Annotated in this window: 25 protein-coding genes; 12 read left to right on the top strand and 13 right to left on the bottom strand. The window is 73.5% G+C overall.

Annotation, left to right across the window (positions count from 1 at the left end; all coding sequences use genetic code 11):
* Window positions 1–232: 232 nt before the first annotated feature.
* Window positions 233–823 (bottom strand): hypothetical protein, encoded by a 591-nt coding sequence (locus ACH4TP_RS22870; RefSeq protein ID WP_398181731.1) that lies wholly within the window; start codon window positions 821–823, stop codon window positions 233–235.
* A gap of 480 nt (window positions 824–1,303) precedes the next feature.
* Here ACH4TP_RS22870 and ACH4TP_RS22865 point away from each other — a divergent pair, with 480 nt between their 5' ends.
* On the top strand, window positions 1,304–2,803 hold the full coding sequence (locus ACH4TP_RS22865; RefSeq protein WP_389239201.1) for a glutamate--cysteine ligase: 1,500 nt from the start codon (window positions 1,304–1,306) through the stop codon (window positions 2,801–2,803).
* A gap of 104 nt (window positions 2,804–2,907) precedes the next feature.
* Window positions 2,908–3,714, top strand: a complete 807-nt coding sequence (locus ACH4TP_RS22860) for a CPBP family intramembrane glutamic endopeptidase (RefSeq protein ID WP_398438953.1) — start codon at window positions 2,908–2,910, stop codon at window positions 3,712–3,714.
* Between the two features lie 54 nt (window positions 3,715–3,768).
* Here ACH4TP_RS22860 and ACH4TP_RS22855 read toward each other — a convergent pair whose 3' ends face one another.
* The 3 genes from ACH4TP_RS22855 to ACH4TP_RS22845 all read right to left on the bottom strand — a co-directional run bounded on the left by ACH4TP_RS22855 (window position 3,769) and on the right by ACH4TP_RS22845 (window position 6,078).
* Window positions 3,769–4,578 (bottom strand): PhzF family phenazine biosynthesis protein, encoded by an 810-nt coding sequence (locus ACH4TP_RS22855; protein ID WP_398438952.1) that lies wholly within the window; start codon window positions 4,576–4,578, stop codon window positions 3,769–3,771.
* 76 nt (window positions 4,579–4,654) lie between these two features.
* Window positions 4,655–5,203, bottom strand: coding sequence for a GNAT family N-acetyltransferase (locus tag ACH4TP_RS22850; RefSeq protein WP_398438951.1), 549 nt, complete (start codon window positions 5,201–5,203; stop codon window positions 4,655–4,657).
* A 134-nt stretch (window positions 5,204–5,337) separates the two neighbouring features.
* Window positions 5,338–6,078 carry a TioE family transcriptional regulator gene (locus ACH4TP_RS22845; RefSeq protein ID WP_398438950.1) on the bottom strand — a complete coding sequence of 247 codons (741 nt, stop codon included), beginning with the start codon at window positions 6,076–6,078 and terminating at the stop codon, window positions 5,338–5,340.
* 69 nt (window positions 6,079–6,147) lie between these two features.
* Between ACH4TP_RS22845 and ACH4TP_RS22840 the strand changes: the two genes are divergently transcribed.
* Window positions 6,148–7,347 carry an erythromycin esterase family protein gene (locus tag ACH4TP_RS22840; protein WP_398181743.1) on the top strand — a complete coding sequence of 400 codons (1,200 nt, stop codon included), beginning with the start codon at window positions 6,148–6,150 and terminating at the stop codon, window positions 7,345–7,347.
* A gap of 304 nt (window positions 7,348–7,651) precedes the next feature.
* Window positions 7,652–8,074 carry a PadR family transcriptional regulator gene (locus ACH4TP_RS22835; protein WP_389229677.1) on the top strand — a complete coding sequence of 141 codons (423 nt, stop codon included), beginning with the start codon at window positions 7,652–7,654 and terminating at the stop codon, window positions 8,072–8,074.
* Between the two features lie 63 nt (window positions 8,075–8,137).
* Here the strand turns inward: ACH4TP_RS22835 and ACH4TP_RS22830 are convergent, their stop codons facing one another.
* Together ACH4TP_RS22830 and ACH4TP_RS22825 are read right to left on the bottom strand one after the other, a co-directional pair.
* The gene (locus tag ACH4TP_RS22830) at window positions 8,138–8,566 is read right to left on the bottom strand and encodes an SRPBCC family protein (protein ID WP_389229674.1); all 429 of its coding nucleotides are present in this window, start codon (window positions 8,564–8,566) and stop codon (window positions 8,138–8,140) included.
* 68 nt (window positions 8,567–8,634) lie between these two features.
* Complete coding sequence (locus ACH4TP_RS22825) at window positions 8,635–8,859, bottom strand: hypothetical protein (RefSeq protein ID WP_398438949.1); 225 nt, start codon at window positions 8,857–8,859, stop codon at window positions 8,635–8,637.
* A gap of 196 nt (window positions 8,860–9,055) precedes the next feature.
* Here ACH4TP_RS22825 and ACH4TP_RS22820 point away from each other — a divergent pair, with 196 nt between their 5' ends.
* The 3 genes from ACH4TP_RS22820 (at window position 9,056) to ACH4TP_RS22810 (ending at window position 11,829) form a co-directional block, all read left to right on the top strand.
* Window positions 9,056–9,640, top strand: a complete 585-nt coding sequence (locus tag ACH4TP_RS22820) for a Clp protease N-terminal domain-containing protein (RefSeq protein ID WP_389229668.1) — start codon at window positions 9,056–9,058, stop codon at window positions 9,638–9,640.
* A 41-nt stretch (window positions 9,641–9,681) separates the two neighbouring features.
* Window positions 9,682–10,689 (top strand): DMT family transporter, encoded by a 1,008-nt coding sequence (locus ACH4TP_RS22815; protein WP_389229665.1) that lies wholly within the window; start codon window positions 9,682–9,684, stop codon window positions 10,687–10,689.
* 174 nt (window positions 10,690–10,863) lie between these two features.
* Complete coding sequence (locus tag ACH4TP_RS22810; protein ID WP_398438948.1) at window positions 10,864–11,829, top strand: DMT family transporter; 966 nt, start codon at window positions 10,864–10,866, stop codon at window positions 11,827–11,829.
* Between the two features lie 94 nt (window positions 11,830–11,923).
* Here ACH4TP_RS22810 and ACH4TP_RS22805 read toward each other — a convergent pair whose 3' ends face one another.
* Both ACH4TP_RS22805 and ACH4TP_RS22800 read right to left on the bottom strand, forming a co-directional pair.
* On the bottom strand, window positions 11,924–12,568 hold the full coding sequence (locus tag ACH4TP_RS22805) for an FMN-binding negative transcriptional regulator (protein WP_398181756.1): 645 nt from the start codon (window positions 12,566–12,568) through the stop codon (window positions 11,924–11,926).
* A gap of 73 nt (window positions 12,569–12,641) precedes the next feature.
* On the bottom strand, window positions 12,642–13,346 hold the full coding sequence (locus ACH4TP_RS22800) for a pyridoxamine 5'-phosphate oxidase family protein (protein ID WP_398438947.1): 705 nt from the start codon (window positions 13,344–13,346) through the stop codon (window positions 12,642–12,644).
* Window positions 13,347–13,381: 35 nt separating this feature from the next.
* Here ACH4TP_RS22800 and ACH4TP_RS22795 point away from each other — a divergent pair, with 35 nt between their 5' ends.
* From ACH4TP_RS22795 to ACH4TP_RS22785, 3 genes are all read left to right on the top strand, one after another.
* Entirely contained in the window at window positions 13,382–14,716 is a 1,335-nt protein-coding gene (locus ACH4TP_RS22795) for an aminotransferase class I/II-fold pyridoxal phosphate-dependent enzyme (protein WP_398438946.1), read from the top strand.
* 217 nt (window positions 14,717–14,933) lie between these two features.
* Window positions 14,934–15,797 carry an oxaloacetate decarboxylase gene (locus ACH4TP_RS22790; protein ID WP_398438945.1) on the top strand — a complete coding sequence of 288 codons (864 nt, stop codon included), beginning with the start codon at window positions 14,934–14,936 and terminating at the stop codon, window positions 15,795–15,797.
* Complete coding sequence (locus tag ACH4TP_RS22785; protein ID WP_398438944.1) at window positions 15,794–16,084, top strand: hypothetical protein; 291 nt, start codon at window positions 15,794–15,796, stop codon at window positions 16,082–16,084. Before ACH4TP_RS22790 ends, ACH4TP_RS22785 begins: the two co-directional genes overlap by 4 nt.
* 78 nt (window positions 16,085–16,162) lie before the next feature.
* Here ACH4TP_RS22785 and ACH4TP_RS22780 read toward each other — a convergent pair whose 3' ends face one another.
* Window positions 16,163–16,351, bottom strand: a complete 189-nt coding sequence (locus ACH4TP_RS22780) for a hypothetical protein (protein ID WP_389229644.1) — start codon at window positions 16,349–16,351, stop codon at window positions 16,163–16,165.
* A complete protein-coding gene (locus ACH4TP_RS22775; RefSeq protein ID WP_398438943.1) occupies window positions 16,348–17,361 on the bottom strand; it encodes a DMT family transporter in 1,014 nt (337 codons plus the stop codon). The genes ACH4TP_RS22780 and ACH4TP_RS22775 overlap by 4 nt, the downstream gene beginning before the upstream one ends.
* Before the next feature lie 73 nt (window positions 17,362–17,434).
* Here ACH4TP_RS22775 and ACH4TP_RS22770 point away from each other — a divergent pair, with 73 nt between their 5' ends.
* Entirely contained in the window at window positions 17,435–18,337 is a 903-nt protein-coding gene (locus ACH4TP_RS22770; protein WP_389229638.1) for a LysR family transcriptional regulator, read from the top strand.
* 3 nt (window positions 18,338–18,340) lie between these two features.
* Here the strand turns inward: ACH4TP_RS22770 and ACH4TP_RS22765 are convergent, their stop codons facing one another.
* Window positions 18,341–18,808: a pyridoxamine 5'-phosphate oxidase family protein gene (locus ACH4TP_RS22765; RefSeq protein WP_389229715.1), complete on the bottom strand. Its 468-nt coding sequence runs from the start codon at window positions 18,806–18,808 to the stop codon at window positions 18,341–18,343.
* Window positions 18,809–18,884: 76 nt separating this feature from the next.
* Between ACH4TP_RS22765 and ACH4TP_RS22760 the strand changes: the two genes are divergently transcribed.
* A complete protein-coding gene (locus ACH4TP_RS22760; protein ID WP_398181774.1) occupies window positions 18,885–19,565 on the top strand; it encodes a cysteine hydrolase in 681 nt (226 codons plus the stop codon).
* Window positions 19,566–19,892: 327 nt separating this feature from the next.
* Here the strand turns inward: ACH4TP_RS22760 and ACH4TP_RS22755 are convergent, their stop codons facing one another.
* On the bottom strand, window positions 19,893–20,555 hold the full coding sequence (locus ACH4TP_RS22755; protein ID WP_266600833.1) for a response regulator transcription factor: 663 nt from the start codon (window positions 20,553–20,555) through the stop codon (window positions 19,893–19,895).
* The gene (locus ACH4TP_RS22750; RefSeq protein ID WP_389229631.1) at window positions 20,530–21,702 is read right to left on the bottom strand and encodes a sensor histidine kinase; all 1,173 of its coding nucleotides are present in this window, start codon (window positions 21,700–21,702) and stop codon (window positions 20,530–20,532) included. The genes ACH4TP_RS22755 and ACH4TP_RS22750 overlap by 26 nt, the downstream gene beginning before the upstream one ends.
* Window positions 21,703–21,759: the final 57 nt, after the last annotated feature.

Genomic DNA, 21,759 nt, shown 5'->3' with positions numbered 1-21,759 from the left:
TGGACGGTCTTCCGCAGGTATTTCGCGACAGCTCGTCCTCTCCTGGGAAGACGCGTCACCCGCAGGGGCGGTTCAGGTCAACTGCACCGTCTCTTCGGGTGGTTCGGGGTGGTCCCAGCGGGCTAGTCCGTACGGGAGAGCCGTTCGGGCGGGGCGTTCGGGAGCGCGGCTCGGACAGGAGTGCGCCCCGTGACCCGGCCGGGTCACGGGGCGGCGGCGTACGTGCGGAGGATCAGGCGGACGCCGGCGAACCCAGAAGGGGCGGCGGCGCGAGTCGTGTGCTGAGCACGGGCAGGAGTTCGGCGACCTGGTACGGGAGGTGGGCCGCGATCCCCGGGGGTGCGGGGGCCAGGGGCACCATCAGATCGGCCGCGGCCGGGGCGACGGGGGTGTCGTCCGCCTCCGGTCCCGCGTGCAGCCACAGGGTCAGCATGTAGAGCTCCGGTACGGAGAGCAGCCGCGCCTGGTACATGGTGGGCAGGGCCTCGGCCTGGAGCAGGGCCCGTTCCGTGGCGGAGACGTACGGGCCCTCGAAGAAGTGCGAGAAGGCCCAGCCGTCCGGGGTGAGCATGGTGTCCGCGGCGGCGATCGCCCGGTCCCCGTTCCGGATGAGGAATCGCCAGCCGGCGAGCCGGGTGCGGGGTGCGAGTCCCGGGCCCCCGCCGACGCCCAGGACGTGGACGGGCAGGGGGCGTTCGGGGCTCAGTGGTCCCTGTGCGGCCCGCAGCGCGGGAGTTCGCGGCTCGCGGACGGCGGTCGGCGAACCGAGGGCCGCGAGGACACTGCGGAGGGCCGGCGCGGGGGCCGGGGAGGGTCGGAGCATGGTGGGTCGCCTCTCACTCAGGAGACACGGTGATGCGTGGGCAGGTACGACGGCGCTGTCGGCGGCGGGGCCAGAGAGGGGCCATGAGGCCATGGCCGGGCGCCAACACTCTGCCTCGTCCGCGGAGTTTATACGACACGTGTTCACACAGTGTTTCCGCTAGACCTCGCGGATATTCCTGACAAGACGTCAACAAGCCGTAATCAGGGGGAGTTGAAGCGGAATCACGAGGACCATACCGCTCCCACCTGCGTATTCCGCGCGAAGGTGGACGGCTGAATTCCGATCCCGGCTCCCGGGACAATACGACATTGGTATATGTCGCACGTTCCTTGCCTTCGGGATGTGCCGCTGGAGTCCTTCGTCCAGCCTATCCTCCGACAGGCCGATTCCGCAGGCGTTGTGGATCAGCGGGGTGGGCATCATCGTCCGTGACGCGCTGCCGTCCCGGCGGCCGCCCACTCGGGGAGGGACGCTTCGATGGGGGAGAAGGTCGTGGCCGACGGGTTCGGCCCGTCCGACCGGCAGCAGTACCGGAGAAAGCTCCAGCAGTGTCTCGCGGGGCTCGCGCGGCTGCTGGCGGAGAAGAGGTTCGACCGGCCGCGCAATCTCATGGGCGTGGAGATCGAACTCAATCTCGCCGGCTCCGACGGGATGCCCCGGATGCTGAACGGCCCGGTCCTCGAAAAGATCGCCAGCCCCGATTTCCAGACGGAACTCGGAATGTTCAACCTCGAAGTGAACATCGCGCCCCACCAGCTCGACGGGCGCGTATTCGACCGGCTCGCGGAGGAGATCGGAACCGGCCTGGGATATGCCGACCGCAAGGCGGCGGAAGTCGACGCGAACGTCGTCATGATCGGCATACTCCCCACGCTGGCCCAGCACGACCTGGTCCCCGAGAACATCTCGGACAACGACCGCTACACGCTGCTCAACGACCAGATCCTCGCCGCCCGCGGCGAGGACTTCACCCTCGACATCCACGGCGTCGAACGCCTGCTGTGCACCACGGAGTCGATCGTTCCCGAGGCGGCCTGCACCTCGGTGCAGCTCCACCTCCAGGTCACACCGGCCAGGTTCGCCCCCGTGTGGAACGCCGCGCAGGCCGTGGCCGGCGTCCAGATCGCGCTCGGCGCCAACGCGCCCTTCGTCTTCGGCCGCGAACTGTGGCGCGAGTCCCGGCCGCCGCTCTTCCAGCAGGCCACCGACACCCGGCCGCCCGAGCTCCGGTCCCAGGGCGTGCGGCCGCGCACCTGGTTCGGGGAGCGGTGGGTGGACTCCGTGTACGACCTCTTCGAGGAGAACCTCCGCTACTTCCCCGCCCTGCTGCCGCTCTGCGACGAGGAGGACCCGCTGCTCGTCCTCGACCGGGGCGGGGTGCCGCGCCTCCAGGAACTGATCCTGCACAACGGCACGATCTACCGCTGGAACAGGCCGGTGTACGGCTGGGTCGACGGGGTCCCGCACCTGCGCGTCGAGAACCGGGTCCTGCCGGCGGGGCCGACCGTCACCGACGTGATCGCGAACGCGGCCTTCTACTACGGGCTCGTGCGCTCCCTCGCCGACGACCCCCGGCCGGTGTGGAAGCGGATGGCCTTCCAGGACGCCGAGGCCAACTTCGACACCGCCTGCCGCCACGGCATCGAGGCCGAGCTGCGCTGGCCCCGCGCGGGGCGCGCCGGCGGCATCGCCACCGTGCCCGCCGTACGGCTCGTCCTGGACGAGCTGCTGCCGCTCGCCGCGGCGGGGCTCGACGCCTGGCACATCGAGCCGGCCGACCGGGACTTCTACCTCGGGGTGATCGAGCAGCGCTGTCTGCGGCGGGTGAACGGCGCCTCCTGGCAGGCCGACACCTTCCACCGGGCCCTGGAGTCGGGCCTCGACCGGGAGGCCGCCCTCGCGGCGACCACCCGGCGGTACCGGACGCTCATGCTCGCGGGCGAGCCGGTGCACACCTGGCCGGTGGGGATCGGCTGACCTCTCCTCGTCCCCGTCCATGGGCGATCATGTCCAGGTGGTCCCGGCCGGCCGGGACCACCGGAACGGTGTGGGCCCGCGACGGGGAAGTGGAGACAGGTGTGGTGTCGGAGCAACGACTGAGGGACCCAGCCCCGCCCCCCGACGGCCTGCCGCGCGGCGTGCTGCGCTCCGAGACGCTCATCGTGCTCGCCCTCTCGCTCGGGGCGAGCGGGGTGTCGGCGCTCATCAGCTTCATCGGCTCGCTGACCAAACCGGGCGCGCTGAAGGAGCAGGCGGCGACGCTCAACGGCTCGTACGCTCCCGGCCGCCCCTGGCTCGACCTGTCCTGGCAGCTCTTCGGCATCGCCACCGCGCTCGTGCCGGTCGTGCTCGTCGCCCATCTGCTGCTGCGGGAGGGGCCGGGGGTCCGGGGACTGCGGGTCATCGGCTTCGACCGGACCCGGCCGTGGTCCGACCTCGGGCGCGGAACCCTGGTCGCGGCGGGGATCGGGAGCGCGGGCCTCGCCTTCTACCTGGCGGCGCGGGCGTCCGGGTTCAACCTGACGGTGGTGCCGGAGTCGCTGCCCGACGTGTGGTGGAAGTACCCCGTGCTCATCCTCTCGGCGATCCAGAACTCCGTCCTGGAGGAGGTCATCGTCGTCGGCTATCTGCTGCGCAGACTGGGCCAGTTGGGGTGGACGCCGATGGCCGCGCTGGTGGCGAGTTCGGTGCTGCGCGGCTCGTACCACCTCTACCAGGGGGTCGGCGGCTTCATCGGCAACATGGTGATGGGCGTGGTCTTCGTGCTGCTCTACCGCCGCTGGGGGCGGGTGGGGCCGCTGGTCGTGGCGCATGCGCTGCTCGACATCGTGGCCTTCGTCGGGTACGGGCTGCTCGCCGGGAAGGTGGGCTGGCTGCCCACCGCGTGACGGGGAGACGAAGGAGGGGGTGTGCGGCTCGGGCCGCACACCCCCTCTCGTGCGTCAGGCCCGCAGGTCGCCCTCGACGACCGTGACGGCGTGGCCGTTCAGGAGGGTGCGGTCGCCGCGCAGGCGGGTGCGGACGAGGCCCGTACGAGCGCCGCCCTGGAAGCCGGTGAGCTCCTCGCGGCCGAACCTGGCCGACCAGTACGGGGCGAGCGCGGTGTGGGCGCTGCCCGTCACCGGGTCCTCGTCGATGCCGACGGCGGGGAAGAAGCCGCGCGAGACGAACTCGTATCCGCTGTCCGGGCGTTCGGCGGCGGCGGTCGCGATGACACCGCGCGAGGAGAGGACCTTCAGGGAGGCGAAGTCCGGCGTGAGCGAGCGGACCGTCGCCTCGTCGCGCAGCTCGACGACGAGGTCGCCGATGTGGGAGGCCGTGTCGTGGACGGCGACGATCTCGGCGCCGAGCGCCTTCTCCAGGCCCTCGGGGACGGGGACCGGGGTGAGGGAGGAGGTCGGGAAGTCCATCGTGATCGTGCCGTCGTCCTCGGCGGTGGTGATCAGGATGCCGCAGCGGGCCGTGAAGCGGACCGTGCCGCTCGCGGTGCCGGTGGTGTGCAGGACGTGCGCGGTGGCCAGGGTGGCGTGGCCGCACATGTCGACCTCGGTGGTGGGGGTGAACCAGCGCAGGGCCCAGTCCGCCTCGCCGCCGGGCGGCAGCGGGTGGGCGAAGGCGGTCTCGGAGAGGTTGACCTCGGCGGCGACCTTCTGGAGCCAGGCGTCGTCGGGGAAGGAGTCGAGGAGCAGGACTCCGGCCGGATTGCCGGAGAAGGGCCGGTCGGTGAAGGCGTCGACGATTCGGATGCGCATGCCCCTGACCGTACCGGGGTCGGAAAAGCGGGCTCCAAGGCCAATCGCGGAGAACTGGACCCTTCCTCCGTCGGGATCACAGCGGGGTCAGGACCATGAGGATCTCGTCGCGGTCGTCGTCGGCGGCCAGGCGCAGGGCCCCGGGCCAGCGGCCGACCTCCCGCCAGCCGAGCCGGCCGTAGAACTCCTCAAGACCGGTGCCGCCGCGTGCCGCGAGCCTCAGCTGCTCCAGGCCCATCTCGTCGCGGGCGATCACGCGGGCGCGCCGCACCAGACCCGCACCGATGCCCCGGCCGCGCACCCCGAGGCGGGTCTGGACGTGGTGCAGGGTGCCCCAGTGCGCGACCAGCGGATGGGGGTCGCGGCGCAGGCACAGCCAGCCCGCGAGGGCACCGTCGACGGTGGCGACGAGGAGCCGGCTGCTCGCCGGGTCGAGTCCCGTGACGATGCGGTCGACCGCTGCGGCGACCGCGGCCGGGTCGACCGGCGGGAAGGGGAACCCGGCCGCCCCGCCCGCGTCGCTCACCTCGGTCCAGCAGTCGGCGAGGGCCGCCGGGAGCCCGCCGGGCAGCGCGTCGGGGGCGGTGAACTGGGCGAAGAGCGGGGTGTCGGCTGTTCCGGTCATCGCAGGAGTGTCGCAGAAGTCCGGGGCGTGGGGAGTTTCGGGGAGGCGGTGGCTCCGGGGAGAGCCTGGAGCCCGGTTCCTCCCACGGGCTCCGGGCCGAGAGCGGGAGCGGACGCGTCGTCAGGGACTCGATGTCATGCACTCGATCCGCCGGAACCTCCTCTCCGCGCGCGGAGGTACGCCTCCAGCTCCGCCGCCCCGGCGAGCAGCGCGCGCCCGCGGGCGGAGAGCCGGTCGTGCCAGTCGGTCAGCGCGGCTTCCAGGGGTTCCAGGCCGCCGGCCGTGCGGACGTGGGCGATCAGGGGGGCGATCCGCTCCAGCGGGTAGCCACCGCGCCGGAGTTGGTGGGCGAGGCGGGCGTCGCGTACGGCGGCCTCGTCGTAGACGCGGTAGCCGGTCCGGGGGTCGCGGTGGGGGTGGACGAGTCCGGCGTCCTCCCACTTGCGGAGGGTCGCGGGACGGATGCCGAGCTTCCTCGCCAGCGGTCCGATGAAGGTGCCGCCGGGCTCGGGGGGAGTCGTGGTGGGGTCCAGGTCGCGGAGGGCGGACTCCACGGCCCGGAGGGTGCGCCGGTCGTCGAGGAGTTGGGCGTGGCTCTCGTCGATCAGGCGGAAGGCCTCGTCGGCCGCGTCCTGGTTCACGGCCCGCATGATCGCCGTGGCCGTCGGGTGGCCGTGGCCGGGCAGCAGGGCCAGGAAGGCGCGCAGGGCCCCGGCATGCAGCGGGGTGTAGGTGCGGTAGCCGTGGGGGCTGCGAGCGGCGGCGGGGAGGATGCCGGCCTCCTCGTAGTTCCTGATCGCCTGCGTGGACAGACCGTGCCCGCGTGCCAGGTCGACCGGCCTCAGACGATCGGTGCTTTGAAGGTTCTTCCCCATGCGGTCGACGATATCGCGGGCTCTTCGCGCAAAAGTCTCCACCGAAGGTTCAACGATAGCGTGGAAGGCATGGCGACTGACATCAAGCACACCGCCCATGCCGTCGACGCTGCCTCCGTCCTGGGACTGCTCCCGGCCCGGCCCCGGCTGCTCGCCCTGGGCGAGCCCACCCACGGCGAGGACACCCTGCTCGACCTGCGCAACGAGCTCTTCCGGCAGCTCGTCGAGGAGGGCTACCGGACGATCGCGATCGAGACCGACTGTCTGCGGGGCCTGACCGTGGACGACCACGTCACCTCCGGCGCCGGCTCCCTCGACGAGGTGATGGAGCACGGTTTCAGCCACGGCTGGGGCGCTTCCGCGGCCAACCGCGAGCTCGTGCGCTGGATGCGCGCGTACAACGAGGACCGGCCCCCGGCCGAGCGGCTCCGCTTCGCCGGCTTCGACGGCCCGCTGGAGATCACCGGAGCCGAGAGCCCCCGCCAGGCCCTCACCGCGCTGCACGGCTACCTCGCGGACCGGGTGGAGGCCGGCCTGCTGCCCTGCGTCCGGTCCGAGCTCGACGGACTGCTCGGCGGCGACGAGGCGTGGACCGAGCCCGCCGCGATGATGGACCCGGCCCGGTCCGCGGGGCGCTCGGACGGGGCCGGCCGGCTGCGGCTGCTCGCCGACGAGCTCGTGGAGCTGCTCGACGAGCAGCGACCGCACCTGATCGCGGTGAGCTCCCCGGAGGAGTGGGACCGGGCGAGGCTGTACGGGCGCACCGCACTCGGCCTGCTGCGCTACCACCACTGGACGGCCGACACCTCGCCGGCCCGCCTGGCCCGTCTGGTGGCCGTGCGGGACCGGATGATGGCCCTCAACCTGCTCGCGCTCGCCGAGCGCGGCCCGGTGTTCGTCCACTCCCACAACTCCCACCTCCAGCGGGAGAAGAGCTCGATGCGGATGGGCGGGCAGCGGCTGGAGTGGTGGAGCGCGGGTGCCCTGGTGAGCGCCGAGCTCGGTGAGGAGTACGCCTTCGTCCCCACGGCCCTCGGCACGATCCGGCACCAGGGCGTGGACGCGCCGCCGCCGGACACCGTCGAAGGGCTCCTGTACGCGCTCCCCGAGGACCGCTGTGTCGTCGACGCCCGAGGCCTCGCCGCCGCCCTCGGCGCCGCGCGGCCCGCGCCGCGCGTGTCCCCCTGGTTCGGCTACGCCCCGTTCGACCCGGCGCATCTGGCGGCGAGCGACGGCCTCGTCTTCCTCGGGGACGTTCCGCAGGGATAGCGCCGCCCTCGCGACCGACCTGTCGAGTATTGCTCGCCGAACAGTTCCGATATATCGTTGAGGCATCGCGACAGTTCGACGACGGAATCTCGATGGAAGGAGCGTTGCGATGCGTTCACATGGACACGAGTACGGAAACGGACACGGTCGTGGAGGCTGCGGCCCCGGGCCTCGGGGGGACTTCGAGGGGCGGCGTGCCGCGTTCGGGCCGTTCGGGCCCGGGTTCGGCGGCGGGCCGTGGGGCGGTGGGCCCTTCGGCGGGCGGGGTCGCGGTGGCGGCCGGGGGCGGGCGCGGCGCGGTGACGTGCGCGCCTCGATCCTGGCGCTCCTCAAGGACCGCCCGATGCACGGCTACGAGATGATCCGGGAGATCGGCGAGCGCAGCGACGGGGCGTGGAAGCCCAGTCCGGGCTCGGTCTACCCGACCCTCCAGATGCTGGAGGACGAGGGGCTGATCGCCAGCGAGAGCGAGGGCGGCAAGAAGCTGTTCACGCTCACCGACACGGGGCGCGCCGAGGCCGACGAGGGCCCCGACGCGCCGTGGGAGGAGGCCGGGCGCGGAGTCGACTGGGACGCCGTGAACGAGATCCGGCAGGCCGGCTTCGGTCTGATGGAGGCGTTCGGGCAGGTCTGGAAGACTGGCAGCCCCGAGCAGCGGCAGAAGGCGGTCACCGTGATCAACGAGGCCCGCAAGAAGCTGTACCTGATCCTCGCCGACGAGGACTGACGAACGACGGCCGGGGCCCCGCGACGACCGTCGCGGGGCCCCGGCCTTTCCCGGTGGTACGGCTCAGGCCACCAGGCCCGCGAGCTTGCGCAGGGACTCGGTCAGCGCCGCCGTCGCCGAGTCCTTGAGCTTGCCCGCCATCAGGGAGACCGCCGCACCGGTGAACTCCCCGTCGATCCGTACGGTCGTCGCGTCCCCGTCCGCCGTCAGCGAGTAGCGCGTGCCGACGACGACCCCCATCGGGCCCTTGCCCCGGATGGCGAACGCCCGCTCGGACTCCAGCTCCTCCACCGTCCACAGCACCTCGGCGGGGAAGCCCATCAGCTTCATGTTCTCCGTGAAGGTGGCGCCCGCCTCCAGGGCGGCCGGACCGCCGTTCGGGAAGCCGGTGTGGGTGGCGTTCCACTCGCCGTACGAGGAGAAGTCCGTGAGCCGCGCCCAGACCTTTCCGGCCGGCGCCTCGATCCGTGCCTCCGCGCTGACTTCGGCCATGAGACCACCCCTTCACGCGTGCCAACTGGGTTCGGTGTCGCGGAACGTAGCGGGGCGGCCGTGAACATTCAATACTGATGAACCGTCAGTTCTGCGGTCGTCGGTCCCGTGCCGTCGCCGATCCACCAGATCTCGGCCGCGTCGAAGCTGTCCGAGGCCCGCGGCGCCCCGTCCTCCTCGTGGCGGTGGAAGGCCGCCCAGAACAGATCGGCCGGCAGCGCCTCCCGGGGTGCGTACACCCGGTACACGTACTGCCGCCCGTCGCGTGCGAGCAGAGCCACCATCCAGAACACGACCGGAGGACGAGCGGAGGAGGGTTCATGGTTGCAAGGGGGGCGCAAAGCAAGGCGGCGCGCGCCTCTCGGGGTCAACGCGCGCGATCTCATCCGTAAGGAGGAGCAACCGCGCGCCCGTGCCCAACTCCGGTGGGATGCGGACATGCTTCTCCCCGGTGATGCTCCGGCCGCCCCGGCCTGATGAGGTGGGAGGGTGCACCATCCCGTCCCGCGCCCCCAGCCCCTCCCGTCCTCCGTCGCCCCGCGCGCGGAGCTCGCGTCCTTCCTGACGCCCTCGCTCGCGGCGGTCGTGTCGGGCGCGCGCCGCAGGGCGCTCAGGGACGGCGACCGCCAGATCGACACCGCCCACCTCCTGCACTCGCTGATCGAGTCCGACCCCGAGGCCGGTGCCGCCTTCGACGGCGGCCATCAGCTCGCCCGCGTCCTCGGCTACCTCGTCCAGCGGTCCATCGGCTACGGGCTGCGGTGGCAGCGGGTGGAGGAGGAGTCCGCGGCCCGGCGGCTGCTGCCCGCCGCGCGCGGTGCCGAGGCCCCGGGCGCCCGCCCCTCCCCCTGGTCGCCGGCCGCGGCCGCCGCCCTGGAGGGCGCCTTCCGGCGGGCCGTCGAGCGCGGCGAGCCCCAGGCCCGCGGCCTCGACCTGCTCGCCGCCGTCGCCGCCGATCCCGAGAGCCGGGCCGTCGAGGTGCTGCGCCGCGCGGGGGTCGATCCGGCCGCGCTGACCGCCCGGGTCACCGCCCTCCTGGCCGCCCTCGACGAGGAGCCGTCTCAACAGGTGTAACGGGGGTTACGGCCCTGACGGTGTCCTGCCATGATGGCCCGATGCATGCGTCTCAGGGGAGAAGCGCCGGCCTGGGACTCGCCCTGGCCTCGGCCTTCGCGTTCGGTGGTTCAGGAGTGGCGGCCAAGCCGCTCATCGAGGCGGGACTCGACCCGCTCCACGTGGTGTGGCTCCGGGTCGCCGGCGCCGCGCTCGTCATGCTGCCGGTGGCCTGGCGCCACCGGGACCTCCTGCGCCGCAAACCCGCCCTCCTCGTGGGCTTCGGTCTGCTCGCCGTCGCCGGAGTCCAGGCCTTCTACTTCGCCTCGCTCTCCCGCATACCCGTCGGCGTCGCCCTCCTCATCGAGTACCTCGCCCCGGCCCTCGTCCTCGGCTGGGTCCGCTTCGTCCAGCGCCGACCCGTCACCCGCGCCGCCGCCCTCGGCGTCGTCCTCGCCGCCGGCGGCCTCGCCTGCGTCGTGCAGGTCTGGTCCGGACTGGGCTTCGACGTCCTCGGCCTGCTCCTGGCCCTCGCCGCCGCCTGCTGCCAGGTCGGCTACTTCGTCCTCTCCGACCAGGGCGCCGACGAGGCCGAACAGGCGGATCCGCTGGGCGTGATCGCGTACGGACTGCTCATCGGCGCCCTCGTCCTCACCGTCGTGGCCCGGCCCTGGGGCATGGACTGGGGCGTGCTCGGCGGGCGCGCCGACATGAACGGGACCGGCGTGCCCGCGTGGCTGCTGCTCGGCTGGATCGTGCTGATCGCCACCGTCCTCGCGTACGTCACCGGCGTCATCTCGGTGCGCAGGCTCTCCCCGCAGGTGGCGGGCGTCGTGGCCTGCCTGGAGGCGGTCATCGCCACCGTCCTGGCCTGGGTGCTGCTCGGCGAGCACCTGGGCGCGCCGCAGATCATCGGCGGCGCGGTGGTCCTGGTCGGGGCCTTCATCGCCCAGTCCTCGACGCCGAAGGCGCCCGCGAGCGGGCCGGTGGCCGGTTCCGGTCCGGCGGCCGGTGAGCGGGAGTCCACGGAGCGGGACGGGGAGTTGTCGGCCGGCCGGAACGCCTCGTAGGGTTCCGACCATGCATTCGACCGTGCTTCCGCCTCCCGCCGCCTAGCGCGCGGAGGCTCTCCCTGACGAAGACCGGGCCCGGGCGGGCGACTCCTCGCCGCCGGGCGGCTCGTCGCTGCCCGCGCGCGGAGCCCAGCGACCACCCTTCCCTCCCGTCTTCCACGGAGAACTCACGTGTCGAACTCCTCGGGATCCGCCCTGTCCGTCGGGCGGAGCCTCCTCTATCTGATCGTCGCCGGGATCGCCTGGGGCACGGCCGGCGCCGCCGCCTCGCTGATCTTCCGCGTCAGCGACATGGGCCCGCTGGCCCTCTCCTTCTGGCGCTGCGTCGGCGGCCTCGCCCTGCTCCTCGGCGCGCTGGCGCTGCGGCCCCGGCGCCCCGCCGCCCGCGCTACTGTCGAGACGCGCGGCCGGCGGACGGCCCGCATCCTCGGCACGGGCATCGGCCTCACCGTCTTCCAGAGCGCCTACTTCGCCGCCGTCGAGGCCACCGGCCTCGCCGTCGCCACCGTCGTCACCCTGGGCGCGGGACCCGTCCTCATCGCGATCGGCGCCCGGCTCACCATGGGGGAGCGGCTCGGCCGCGGCGGGATCGCCGCCGTCGCCGGGGCGCTCGCCGGACTCTTCGTCCTCGTCCTGGGCGGCGGGGCCACGGAGGTACGGCCCCTCGGCGTCGTCCTCGCGGTGGTCTCGGCGGCCGGATACGCGGCGATCACCCTGCTCACCCGGTGGCTCGGCCGGGACGGCGGCGGCGCGGACGCCCTGTCGACGACCACCTGGGCCTTCGCGATCGGGGCCGTCGGCCTGCTGCCGGCGGCGCTCGCGGAAGGCCTCGTCCCGCACACCGACGCGCCGGTGAGCGTGGTGCTGCTGCTCGTCTACGTGGCGGCGGTGCCGACCGCGCTCGCCTACGCGCTGTACTTCGCCGGGGCGGCCGTCGTCCGGGCCGCCACCGTCTCCGTGATCATGCTCCTGGAGCCGGTGAGCGCGGCCCTGATCGCGGTCTCGCTGCTCGGCGAGCGGCTCACCGTCGCGATCGTGCTCGGCACCCTGCTGCTGCTCGCCGCCGTGACGGGCCTCGCGTTCGCGGAGGCGCGGACGGCGGCGGAGGTGCGCAGGCGGGAGCCGGTGGCGGTGTAGGGGGTCGCCGCCGGGGGCGGGGTGGAGCCTGTGCGGCCCCGCCCCCGGCACGAGCCTCCGGTGGGGCGGGCTCTCGCGGCCCGCCCCACCGGGGTCAGCCGTCCGTACGGCGGCGCCGCTGGTGGGCCCTGGCGTTCAGGTCGCCGGGGCCCGCCCGCTCGGCGAGCCGCTCCGAGACCCGGTCCTGGACCTCCTGCGGCTTGTTCCCCGCGTACTTGAACTTTGCCCGTACGTCGGTCACCTCCAGGCTCAGCACCCGGATACCCGACAGCAGACGGCCGAACGGGGCCTCGCCCGGGGCGACGGTCGCCGTGCCGCCCTCCGGCTGGAAGTGGGCGACCTGACGGTTCAGGAGCGCCGCCTTCTCCTCCGGATCGTCGACCACGCGCGCGGTGCAGCGCAGCTGGACGGCCGCGTAGTACGAGGTCGGGGTGCCGTGCTCGGACGGCGCGCCCTCGGGGGCCGTCCAGTGCCCCGGTACGTAGACGTAGTCGTCGACCACGCTCAGGAGCACCGTCGGGTTCGCCTCGATCGCGCGCCAGAGCGGGTTGGGCCGGGCGAGATGGGCCAGGGCCCTGCCGTACGGGCCGGGCTCGGGGTCGTACCGGAAGTGCGTCGGCTGCACCCACGGCGGCTCGCCGGGCAGGCCGTTGACGGCGAGCTGGCCGAAGTCGTGCCGGGAGAGCCAGTCCCGCCACTCGGCCTCGTCGCGGGCGGCGTCCCAGGGGTGGATCAGCATCGTCGGTCCGTCCTTCCTCGGTCGGAGCGTGGTTGCGGAGCTCGGTCTCAGGGCTCGGTCTCAGGGCTCGGTCTCAGAGCGCGGCGAGGTGGGCGGGCAGGGCGACGGACGGGTCGAGGTCGTCGGACGGGACCGGCGCGCCGTAGCCGCCCCGGACGGGGACCACGCCGGCCCAGTACGGCAGGGAGAGGTCCTCGGCGTCGTCGTTGGGGCCGCCGGAGCGGACCTTCGCCGAGACCTCGTCCAGGTCGAGCCGGATCACGGCGGTGGCGGCGAGCTCCTTGGCGTTCGCGGGGCGCGACTCGGCGGAGCGGCCGGGGACGACCTGGTCGACGAGGGCGTCGAGGGCGACGCGCAGCTCCTCCGGGTCGGTGACCTGGTGGGCGGTGCCGTGGACGACGACCGAGCGGTAGTTGAGCGAGTGGTGGAAGGCGGAGCGGGCGAGCACGAGGCCGTCGAGGTGCGTCACGGTCAGGCAGACCGGCAGGCCCGGGGCCGCCACGCCGTCGCCGGCCGCGCGCAGCGGCCGCGAGCCGGTGGAGCCGTGGACGTACAGGCGCTCGCCGACCCGGCCGAAGAGCGTCGGGAGGACGACCGGGGCGCCGTCGCGGACGAAGCCGAGGTGGCAGACGTAGGCCTCGTCGAGTATCGCGTGGACGAGCGCCTTGTCGTACGAGGCGCGGCCGCGGTTGCGCGTGGGCACGGTCCGGTCGGTCGGCGCGTAGGCCTCGTCCCGCGCGGACGTCCCGGTGGCGGTGCTCGTGTCGGCGGCGCTCATTGCGTACTCCATTGCACTAGTGCATACTCGTGTTTGTGCTAGGAGATTACCGGATCGAAGGCCGTCGCGCATCGGACATCGCCGCCAGCGTCGAGCGGGGAGTGGGCGCGGGTGCGCTGGAGCCCGGCCAACTGCTGCCGCCCATGCGGGAATTGGCGCTCACTCTGGGCGTGAACCCGAACACCGTCGCCGCCGCCTACCGCACCCTGCGCGAGCGCGGGGTCATCGAGACGGACGGGCGGCGCGGCAGCCGGGTGCGGCCGCGCCCCGCCACGACCGCGCGCGGATCGATCCGGGTGGAGGCGCCCGCCGGGGTCCGGGACGTGAGCAACGGCAGCCCCGACCCCGCCCTGCTCCCCTCCCTCGTCGAGGCCTTCGCGGAGGTCGCCCGGCGGTACGACGAACGGCCCGGCATGTACGGCGAGGCCCCCGTCGACGAGGAGTTCGGGCGCCTCGCGCGCGCCGCCTTCGACGCGGACGGCGTGCCCGCCGGACCGGTCGGCGTCGCCTCGGGCTCCCTCGACGCCATCGAGCGCGTGCTCGCCGTCCACCTCAGGCCCGGCGACGCCGTCGCCGTCGAGGACCCGGGCTGGGGCAGCCTCCTCGACCTCGTGCCCGCGCTCGGACTGCGCCCGGTGCCGGTCGCCGTCGACGACGAGGGCCCGCTCCCGGAGGCGGTCGAGCGCGCGGTCCGGCAGGACGGAGCGCGGGCGGTGATCGTCACCGACCGGGCGCAGAACCCCACCGGCGCCTGCGTGACCGAGGCCCGCGCCCGGGAGCTGCGGCGGGTCCTCGCCGGACACCCCGGCGTCCTGCTCGTCGAGGACGACCACGGGCACGGCATCGTCGCGCAGCCCCTCCACCCGCTGGCCGGCGTCACCGACCGCTGGGTCCTGGTCCGTTCGGTCGCCAAGGCGTACGGCCCCGACCTGCGGATCGCCGCCTTCACCGGGGACGCCGAGACCGTCGACCGGGTCCTCGGGCGGCAGCGGCTCGGCCCCGGCTGGGTCAGCAGGCTGCTCCAGCGGACCGTCGCCCACCTCTGGGCCACGGGGGCGGTGGACCCGGCCGCCGTCGCGCGCTCCTACGGCAGGCGGCGCGACGGGCTCGTGCGGGCCCTGGCCCGGCGCGGAGTCGAGGCCCACGGGCGCGGCGGCATGAACGTCTGGGTGCCGGTGTCCGACGAGACCGGCGCGGTGGCCCGACTCCTCGCCGCGGGCTGGGCGGTCGCGCCGGGCGCCCGCTTCCGGATGGACACGGGGCCGGCCGTCCGGCTCACCGTCTCCGGCCTCGCCGTCGCGGACGTGGAGGCGCTGGCCGACGCCGTCGCCGGGGCCGCCGGACCCGCGCCCGCGCGGAGTTACGGGTAGGGGCCGCCGTCTCCCCATCCGCCCTGCGGGTCACGCCCGCTCCTCGCGCAAGTGACGTTTCTCCGGTGAATGCGCTACGCCTGGAGAGTGAGTCAAGGGCTGGTATGGCGATGTTCGCGCTTGGTTCAGGAAATCATCAGGTTTTGGTAAAGGGCCGCCGTGTTGCGGCGGTTCCTCACCGATGCCGTGTTTTCCCGAACTGACCAGGAGTCATGCGTTGAGTTACGGAAGCAGTCTGCGCGAGGCCGTCGCGGCGCCGGGGACGACCCCGCTGATCGGCGTGTACGACATGTACTCGGCCTCCGTCGCCGCCGACCACTACGACGGGATGTTCGTCTCCGGCTTCGGCTTCGCCGCCTCGTACTACGGGCTCCCCGACATCGGCTTCATCGCCTGGCCGGACATGGTGGCGTTCGTGCAGCGGCTGCGCGGCGCGTTCCCCCGCCACCACCTGCTCGTGGACATCGACGACGGCTACGTCGACCCCGAGGTGGCCTGCCACGTGGTGGAGGGCCTGGAGCGCATCGGCGCCTCGGGCGTGATCCTGGAGGACCAGAAGCGGCCGCGCCGGTGCGGCCACGCGGACGGCAAGCAGGTGCTGCCGCTGGACGAGTACCTCGCCAAGCTGGAGATGGTCCTGGCCACCCGCCGGGACATGGTCGTCGTGGCCAGGACGGACGCCACCGACGAGGCCGACATCCTCCGGCGGGCGGAGTGCCTGGCCGCCACCGAAGCCGACGTGGTCCTCGTCGACGGCGTGCGCAGCGTCGAGTGGATCCGGCGGATCCGCGAGGTGGTCGGCGGCAAGCCGCTGCTCTTCAACCAGATCGCCGGCGGCAAGTCGCCGCGCCTCTCGCTCGACGAACTCTCCGAACTGGGCGTGGACGTGGCGATCTACAGCACGCCCTGTCTCTTCGCGGCGCACGAGGCGATGGATTCGGCCCTCGTCGAACTGAAGCGGGCCAACGGCAGGCTGCCGTCCTTCGACCCCGAGTCCGGCGTCGGGGTCGCCGCCTCGACCCGCCTCCTGGAGCGGAACATCTCCCGCCACCAGACCGTGCCCGAGCGGGTGGGCGCATGAGCCCGGCGATCCCGCGCCAGACGGTGGGGGCCGGGCTTCCGCCCAGGACTCCGCTGCGGGCGCTCGGCCTGGCCGCGGTCCTCCTCGCCGCGGGCGCCGCGCCGGCCGCGGCCGGCGGCAGCCTGGTGACCGTCATCGACAACTCGCATGCCGACTCCGTCGTGGAGGTCGACCGGGCGGCCAACGTCCAGTACGGCAGCAGCGGCACGGCGGGCAGCGATCACGACGGCAGCGCCGTCGATGCCCTCCAGGCCCTCTTCGGCGGGCCGCGCCGGGGTGGCGACTGACACCCGGCGCATACGGAACGGCCGGACACCGCCCTCGTGGTGTCCGGCCGTTCCCCGTGCCCCGCTGTGCTGTCGCCGTCAGTCCTCCAGCAGGTCGGGGAGGCCCAGCTCGTCGAGCTCGACGGGCTCCGGGCCGTCCACGGGGGCGACGGCCGACACGGCGCCGGCGGTGGCGGAGGCGGCCTGCGCCGTACCGGCGAAGCCGAGGAGGGCGCCCGTCACGGCGAGGGCGGCGAGAAGGGTCCGGGGGAGTGCGGTGGGGTTCATGCCCGGGGAACGATCTTGTCCCCGCGGGGGTCACGGAGAGTGGTGCGGGAGAGGGAGAGGCGCCCGCCCGAGGCGCGCACGCCCGCCGTCCGGGTGGAGGCGCGGGTCTGGGTGAGCGCCGCGCCCGCCAGGACCACGACCGCGCCCACCGGGGTGTTCCAGGTGAGCTGCTCGTCCAGGAGGGCGACGCCCGCCGCCGTGGCGATCACCGGGATGAAGTACGTGACCATGGAGGCCGTCGTCGGGCCGACCTCCGCGACGACGCCGTACTGGAGCAGCATCGCGTACCCCGTGCCGAGCGCGCCGAGCGCGATCACGGACAGCAGCGGGGCGAGCTCGAAAGAGGTCGGGAGCGAGGTGAACAGGGGAGTGACCAACGCCAGTTGCAGCGTCGCGAGCCCGACCTGGGAGCCGGCGAGCGAGAGGTTCGAGACGCCGGCGCCGCTCAGGGTCCTGCGGACGTAGATCCAGCCGACCGCGTAGCTGAACGAGGCCAGCAGGGCCAGCGCCGTGCCGGTCACGTCGAGGCCGGAGAAGCCCTGCCAGGCGCCGAGCACGGTGAGCACGCCGACGAAGCCGATGCCCAGGCCGGCCGCGCGGACCCGGGTCGGACGGTCCTCCGAGAGCGCCACGAGCGACAGCAGCATGCCCCAGAGCGGGGTCGTCGCGTTGCAGATGCCCGCCAGGGTCGAGGGGATCGTCAGCTCCGCGTACGCGAAGAGGGAGAACGGCAGCGCGTTGAGGAGGAAGGCCGCGACCGCCAGGTGCCCCCACACGCGGGCCCCGCGCGGCAGCCGGTCCCGCTTCACGACGATCGCGACGGCGAGCACCACCGTGCCGAACAGCAGCCGGCCGAAGGTGACCTGGAAGGGTGCGAAGCCCTCCGTGCCGACCTTGATGAAGAGGAAGCTGAAGCCCCAGATGAGGGCCAGGGCGCCGAACCGGACGCGCCAGTCCAGGAGGCGGGAGGCGGGGGCGGAGGACGGGGAGGGCGGGGCTGCGGGGCTCATGCACTCAGGGTGACCGGAACGACGTCTTAGAACAAGCGAGAATTCCTCGACCCCTCCCCTTAGTATTCCTTACATGTTGAACCTGGAGCGCCTCCGCACCCTCGACGCCGTCGCCCGGCACGGCTCGGTCAGCGGCGCCGCCGACGGCCTGCACGTCACCACCTCGGCCGTCTCCCAGCAGCTGTCCAAGCTGGAGCGCGAGGTCGGGCAGCAGCTGCTCGCCAAGAACGGCCGGGGCGTGCGGCTCACCGACGCCGGGCTGCTGCTCGCCGAGCACGCGGCCCGGATCCTGTCCCAGGTCCAGATGGCCCAGGCCGACATCGAGGCCCAGCGGGGGAGGGTGGTGGGCGAGGTACGGCTCGCGGCCTTCCCGACGGCGGCGCGCGGACTGTTCCCGGCCGCGCTCGCCGCCCTGCGCGCCGGCCACCCCGAGCTCCGCGTCCGTACGACGGAACTGGAGCCGGAGCCGGGGGTGCGGGCCGTCCTGCGCGGCGACGCGGACCTGGCGATCGTCCTGGACTGGAGCAACAAGCGGGCGCCCGTCCCCGGCGGTCTGGAGCGCGCCCACCTCCTCGACGACTCCGCCGACGTCGCCCTGCCCGCCGGGCACCCGCTGGCCGGGCGGGAGGCGGTGGACCTGGTGGACTTCGCCGAGGAGGAGTGGGTCTCCTGGCCCGAGGGCGAGTTCTGCCACGACTGGCTGATGTTCACGCTCCGCTCGCAGGGCATCGAGCCGCGCATCTCGCACCTGGCGGGGGAGCACCACACCCAGCTGGCCCTGGTCGCGGCCGGGCTCGGGGTGTGCGTCACGCCCCGGCTCGGGCGTCCCGTGCCCGACGGGGTCGCCTTCGTGCCCGTACGGCAGAAGGTGCGGCGCCACATCTACGCCACCTGGCGCGCCGACGCGGGCCGCCGCCCCTCCGTGCGGGCGGTCGTCGCGGCGCTGCGGGCGGCGGCGGAGCCGCTGGGGAGCTGACGCTCAGGGCGTGGCGAGCTTGCGGAAGTCCCAGGAGGTGATCTTCTCCGGGGTCAGCCGCAGCCAGGCGTGCCGGCCGTCGTGCGGCATGGCGTCCAGGCCGAAGTTCTTGGCGGCGAAGAGCCGCTCGGGCGCGTCGAGTTCGGGGTGCGGCTCGCCGGTGCGCGGCGCCTCGCCCACGAAGACGGCCGTCCCCGACAGCTCCACCCCGCGCAGCTCCCCGTACTCCTCGCCGTCGTCCACCACGACCGCGATCCTCGGATCGGCGCGCAGCTCCGCCCAGCGGCGGCTGCGGGTGATCGAGTACAGCCACAGCGAGGAGCCGTCCCAGGCGAACCAGAGCGCGCTCACGTGCGGGCGGCCGTCGGCGGAGACGGTCGCGACCCGGCAGGTGCGCTGCTCGGCGAGGAACGAGTCGAGCTCGGCCGGGGTCATCATGATCCGGCGTCCACGGCGCTGTGCGACGGTCATCATCCGCACCCTTCTGGCTTTCTGACGTGACGTCAGAAAGCATGGAGGGCCATTCACGCGTGTGCAAGGGGGGACCATGGGTCAGAGTCCGAGGGAACGGCTCGGGGAACGCATCCGTCCGGACGGCGGAGTCGTGCTGCTCACCGTCGAGTGCCAGCGGGGGGTCGTCGGTCCCGACAGTGCCCTGCCCGAACTGGCCGCCGCCGCCCGCAGGTCGGGCGCCCTGCGGAACGTCGCCCGGCTCGTCGCCGCCGCGCACGCGGCGGACGTCCAGGTGATCCACGCCGTCGCCGAGCGGCGCCCCGACGGCCGGGGCGCCAACAGCAACGCGCGGCTCTTCCGGGCCGCCGCCCGGCTGCCCGTGCAGCAGCACAGCGGCAGCGCCGCCGTACGGATCGCCGAACCGATCGAGGTCGCCGACGAGGACCTCGTGGTCCGGCGCCTGCACGGGCTCTCGCCGCTCGCCGGCACCGACGTCGACGCGCTGCTGCGCAACCTCGGCTGCCGCACCCTGATCGTCACGGGGGTCTCCGCCAACGTGGCCGTGCCCAACGCGGTCTTCGACGCCGTGAACCTCGGCTACACGGTCGTCGTTCCCGGGGACGCCATCGCGGGGGTGCCGGCCGACTACACCCCCGCGATGATCCGTCACACCCTCGCGCTCGTCGCCACGATCACCACGACCGACGAGGTGCTGGGGTGCTGGAAGGCCCCCAGGCGCCCCGGGAGTTCCGGAGGCGCCGTCAGCCGGGGCTGATCTCCTCGCCACCACCCGGATCGGCTCCGGCGGCAGCGGCGCGGTCGCCGGGCCGGACGGCCGGCGCCCCCAGCAGGACCGCCGTGACACTGACCGCGACTGGGGTCTGTCGTGAAAGTGCTGGTCATAGCCACTCGTTGATGACTGCGGTCAGCGCGGTCGCTTCGCAGCGGACGGCGAGTTCGTCGTACCGGGTGTCTCACCGTCCCGGCTTCGGCCTCCTGGTACGTCACGCTCCGGGGCGGGTGAGGCGCGTGGAGCCGACGTGAGCCGATCGGTGCGCTGATGTCCGGGCGGGGACTCATGGGACGTGGCCCGGCACCCGGTTCAGGTTCCGGGGAGGATGCGGCGCGTTTCGTAGGCCCACATCGCGATCTCGACCCGGTTGCGGGCGCCGAGTTTGGCCATCAGGCTGGCCAGGTGCGTCTTCACCGTGCTGAGGCTGATGTGCAGTGCATCGGCGATCTCGGTGTTGGTCAGCCCGCGGGCGACGGCGAGGAGCACCTGCTCCTCGCGGGCGGTGACGGGGGAGACCGGCTGGGCCACGGGCCGCCCGGCGGGCAGGTCCGCGAACGCCTGGAGCAGACGGACGGTGACGCTGGGCGCGATGAGCGCCTCGCCGTCGGACGCCGACCGTACGGCCTGCGCCAGAAGGTCCGGTCCCGTGTCCTTGAGGAGGAATCCGCGGGCGCCGGCACGCAGTGAGCCGTAGACGTACTCGTCGAGGTCGAACGTGGTGATGACGACCACGGCCAGCGGGTCGGCGACGCCCGGGCCGGCGATCAGCCGGGTGGCCTCGAGCCCGTCGAGTACGGGCATACGGATGTCGAACAGACAGACGTCGGGGCGCAGTTCGCGGGCCAGGCGTACCGCCTCCCGCCCGTCGGCGGCCTCGCCGACCACCTCGATGCCGGGCTGGGCGTTCAGCATGATCCGCAACCCGGTGCGGATGATCGTCTGGTCGTCAGCGACGAGGACGCGAATGGACACCGCTCTCGCTCCTCGTCCTCGGCAGTTCGGCTTCCACGTGCCAGCCCCGGTCGGTACCCGGGCCGGCTCGTAGTGTGCCGCCGAGCAGCGTCGCGCGCTCGCGCAATCCGGTAAGTCCGTATCCGTCGCGACCCCGGCCGGTGCGCCGGCCGTCGTCGCGCACGCTCACCCGCACCACGTGCCGTTCCGCGGCGACCCGGACGACGAGCTCGGTCGCGTCGACCGCATGGCGCAGCGCGTTGGTCACCGACTCCTGCACGATCCGGTAGACGGCCGCGTCCACGGCCGGGGGCAGCGCGTCCAGCTCGCCGTCGAGCCCCAGGTCGACCCTGAGGCGACCACCCGGGGTGCGCACCAGGCGCTCCAGATCCGCGACTCCTGCAGGGGGCGCCAGCTCGGCGCCGACCCCGCGGTCGCGCAGCGTGGCGACCATGGCGCGCATTTCCTCCAGCGTGCGCGCCCCTTCCTCCTCGACCCCCTCCAGCGCCTCGACGGCGGCGGACGGGTCGGCGCCCGCGAGCACCCGGCCCGCCTGGGCGATGATCACCATGGCCGACACGTGGTGGGCCACCGTGTCGTGCAGTTCCCGGGCGAGCTGCTCGCGCTCGCGGGAGCGCACCTGGTCCAACTGCCGCTCGCGAGCGGTCACCCGGAACCGCACGGCAGCCCCGATCACGCCGGGCGTGAGCAGGAAGGCGAGGCCCACGACGTTCTCGAGGACCGGGGTCTCGTCCGTGACGGAACACAGCGTGCCGGCCGCGAGGATCACCGCGCCGCCCAGCACGGTCTCGCGCCCCGATCCCCACCGGGGCAGCGCGTACACCAGCACGAGCACGACCGCCCCGGTGTACAGGCCGACGGGCTCGCGCGGTGCGCCGACGAGCGAGGCCACCGGAAGCAGGACCACCGAGCCGAACGCCAGCGTCACCATCGCCAGCGGGCGGGTCCGGCGCCACAGGGGCAGCAGGCACAGCCATACGGCGAGCACCACGGCCACCGGCCGCCACACGACGTCCTGGCGCAGGGTGGCCTCCAGCGCCACACCGGCAAGGCCCGCGGCGAGCAGCGCCCAGTCACGCCACACCCGGGCGGGCGCGTCGGGCGGCCGGGGTTCGGTCCACAGGGTTCGCAGGTCGTCTCGGAGCATGGTTCTCAGCCTAGGGACCGCGGCGTGCCGCGCATCGGCCGAAAGGACGGGTCGTCA

It is taken from the genome of Streptomyces sp. NPDC021012 (genome assembly GCF_044333355.1).
Classification (GTDB): Bacteria; Actinomycetota; Actinomycetes; order Streptomycetales; family Streptomycetaceae; genus Streptomyces.
Note: the sequence above shows the minus strand (reverse complement) of the source record. Positions and strands in the feature narration are given on the sequence as shown.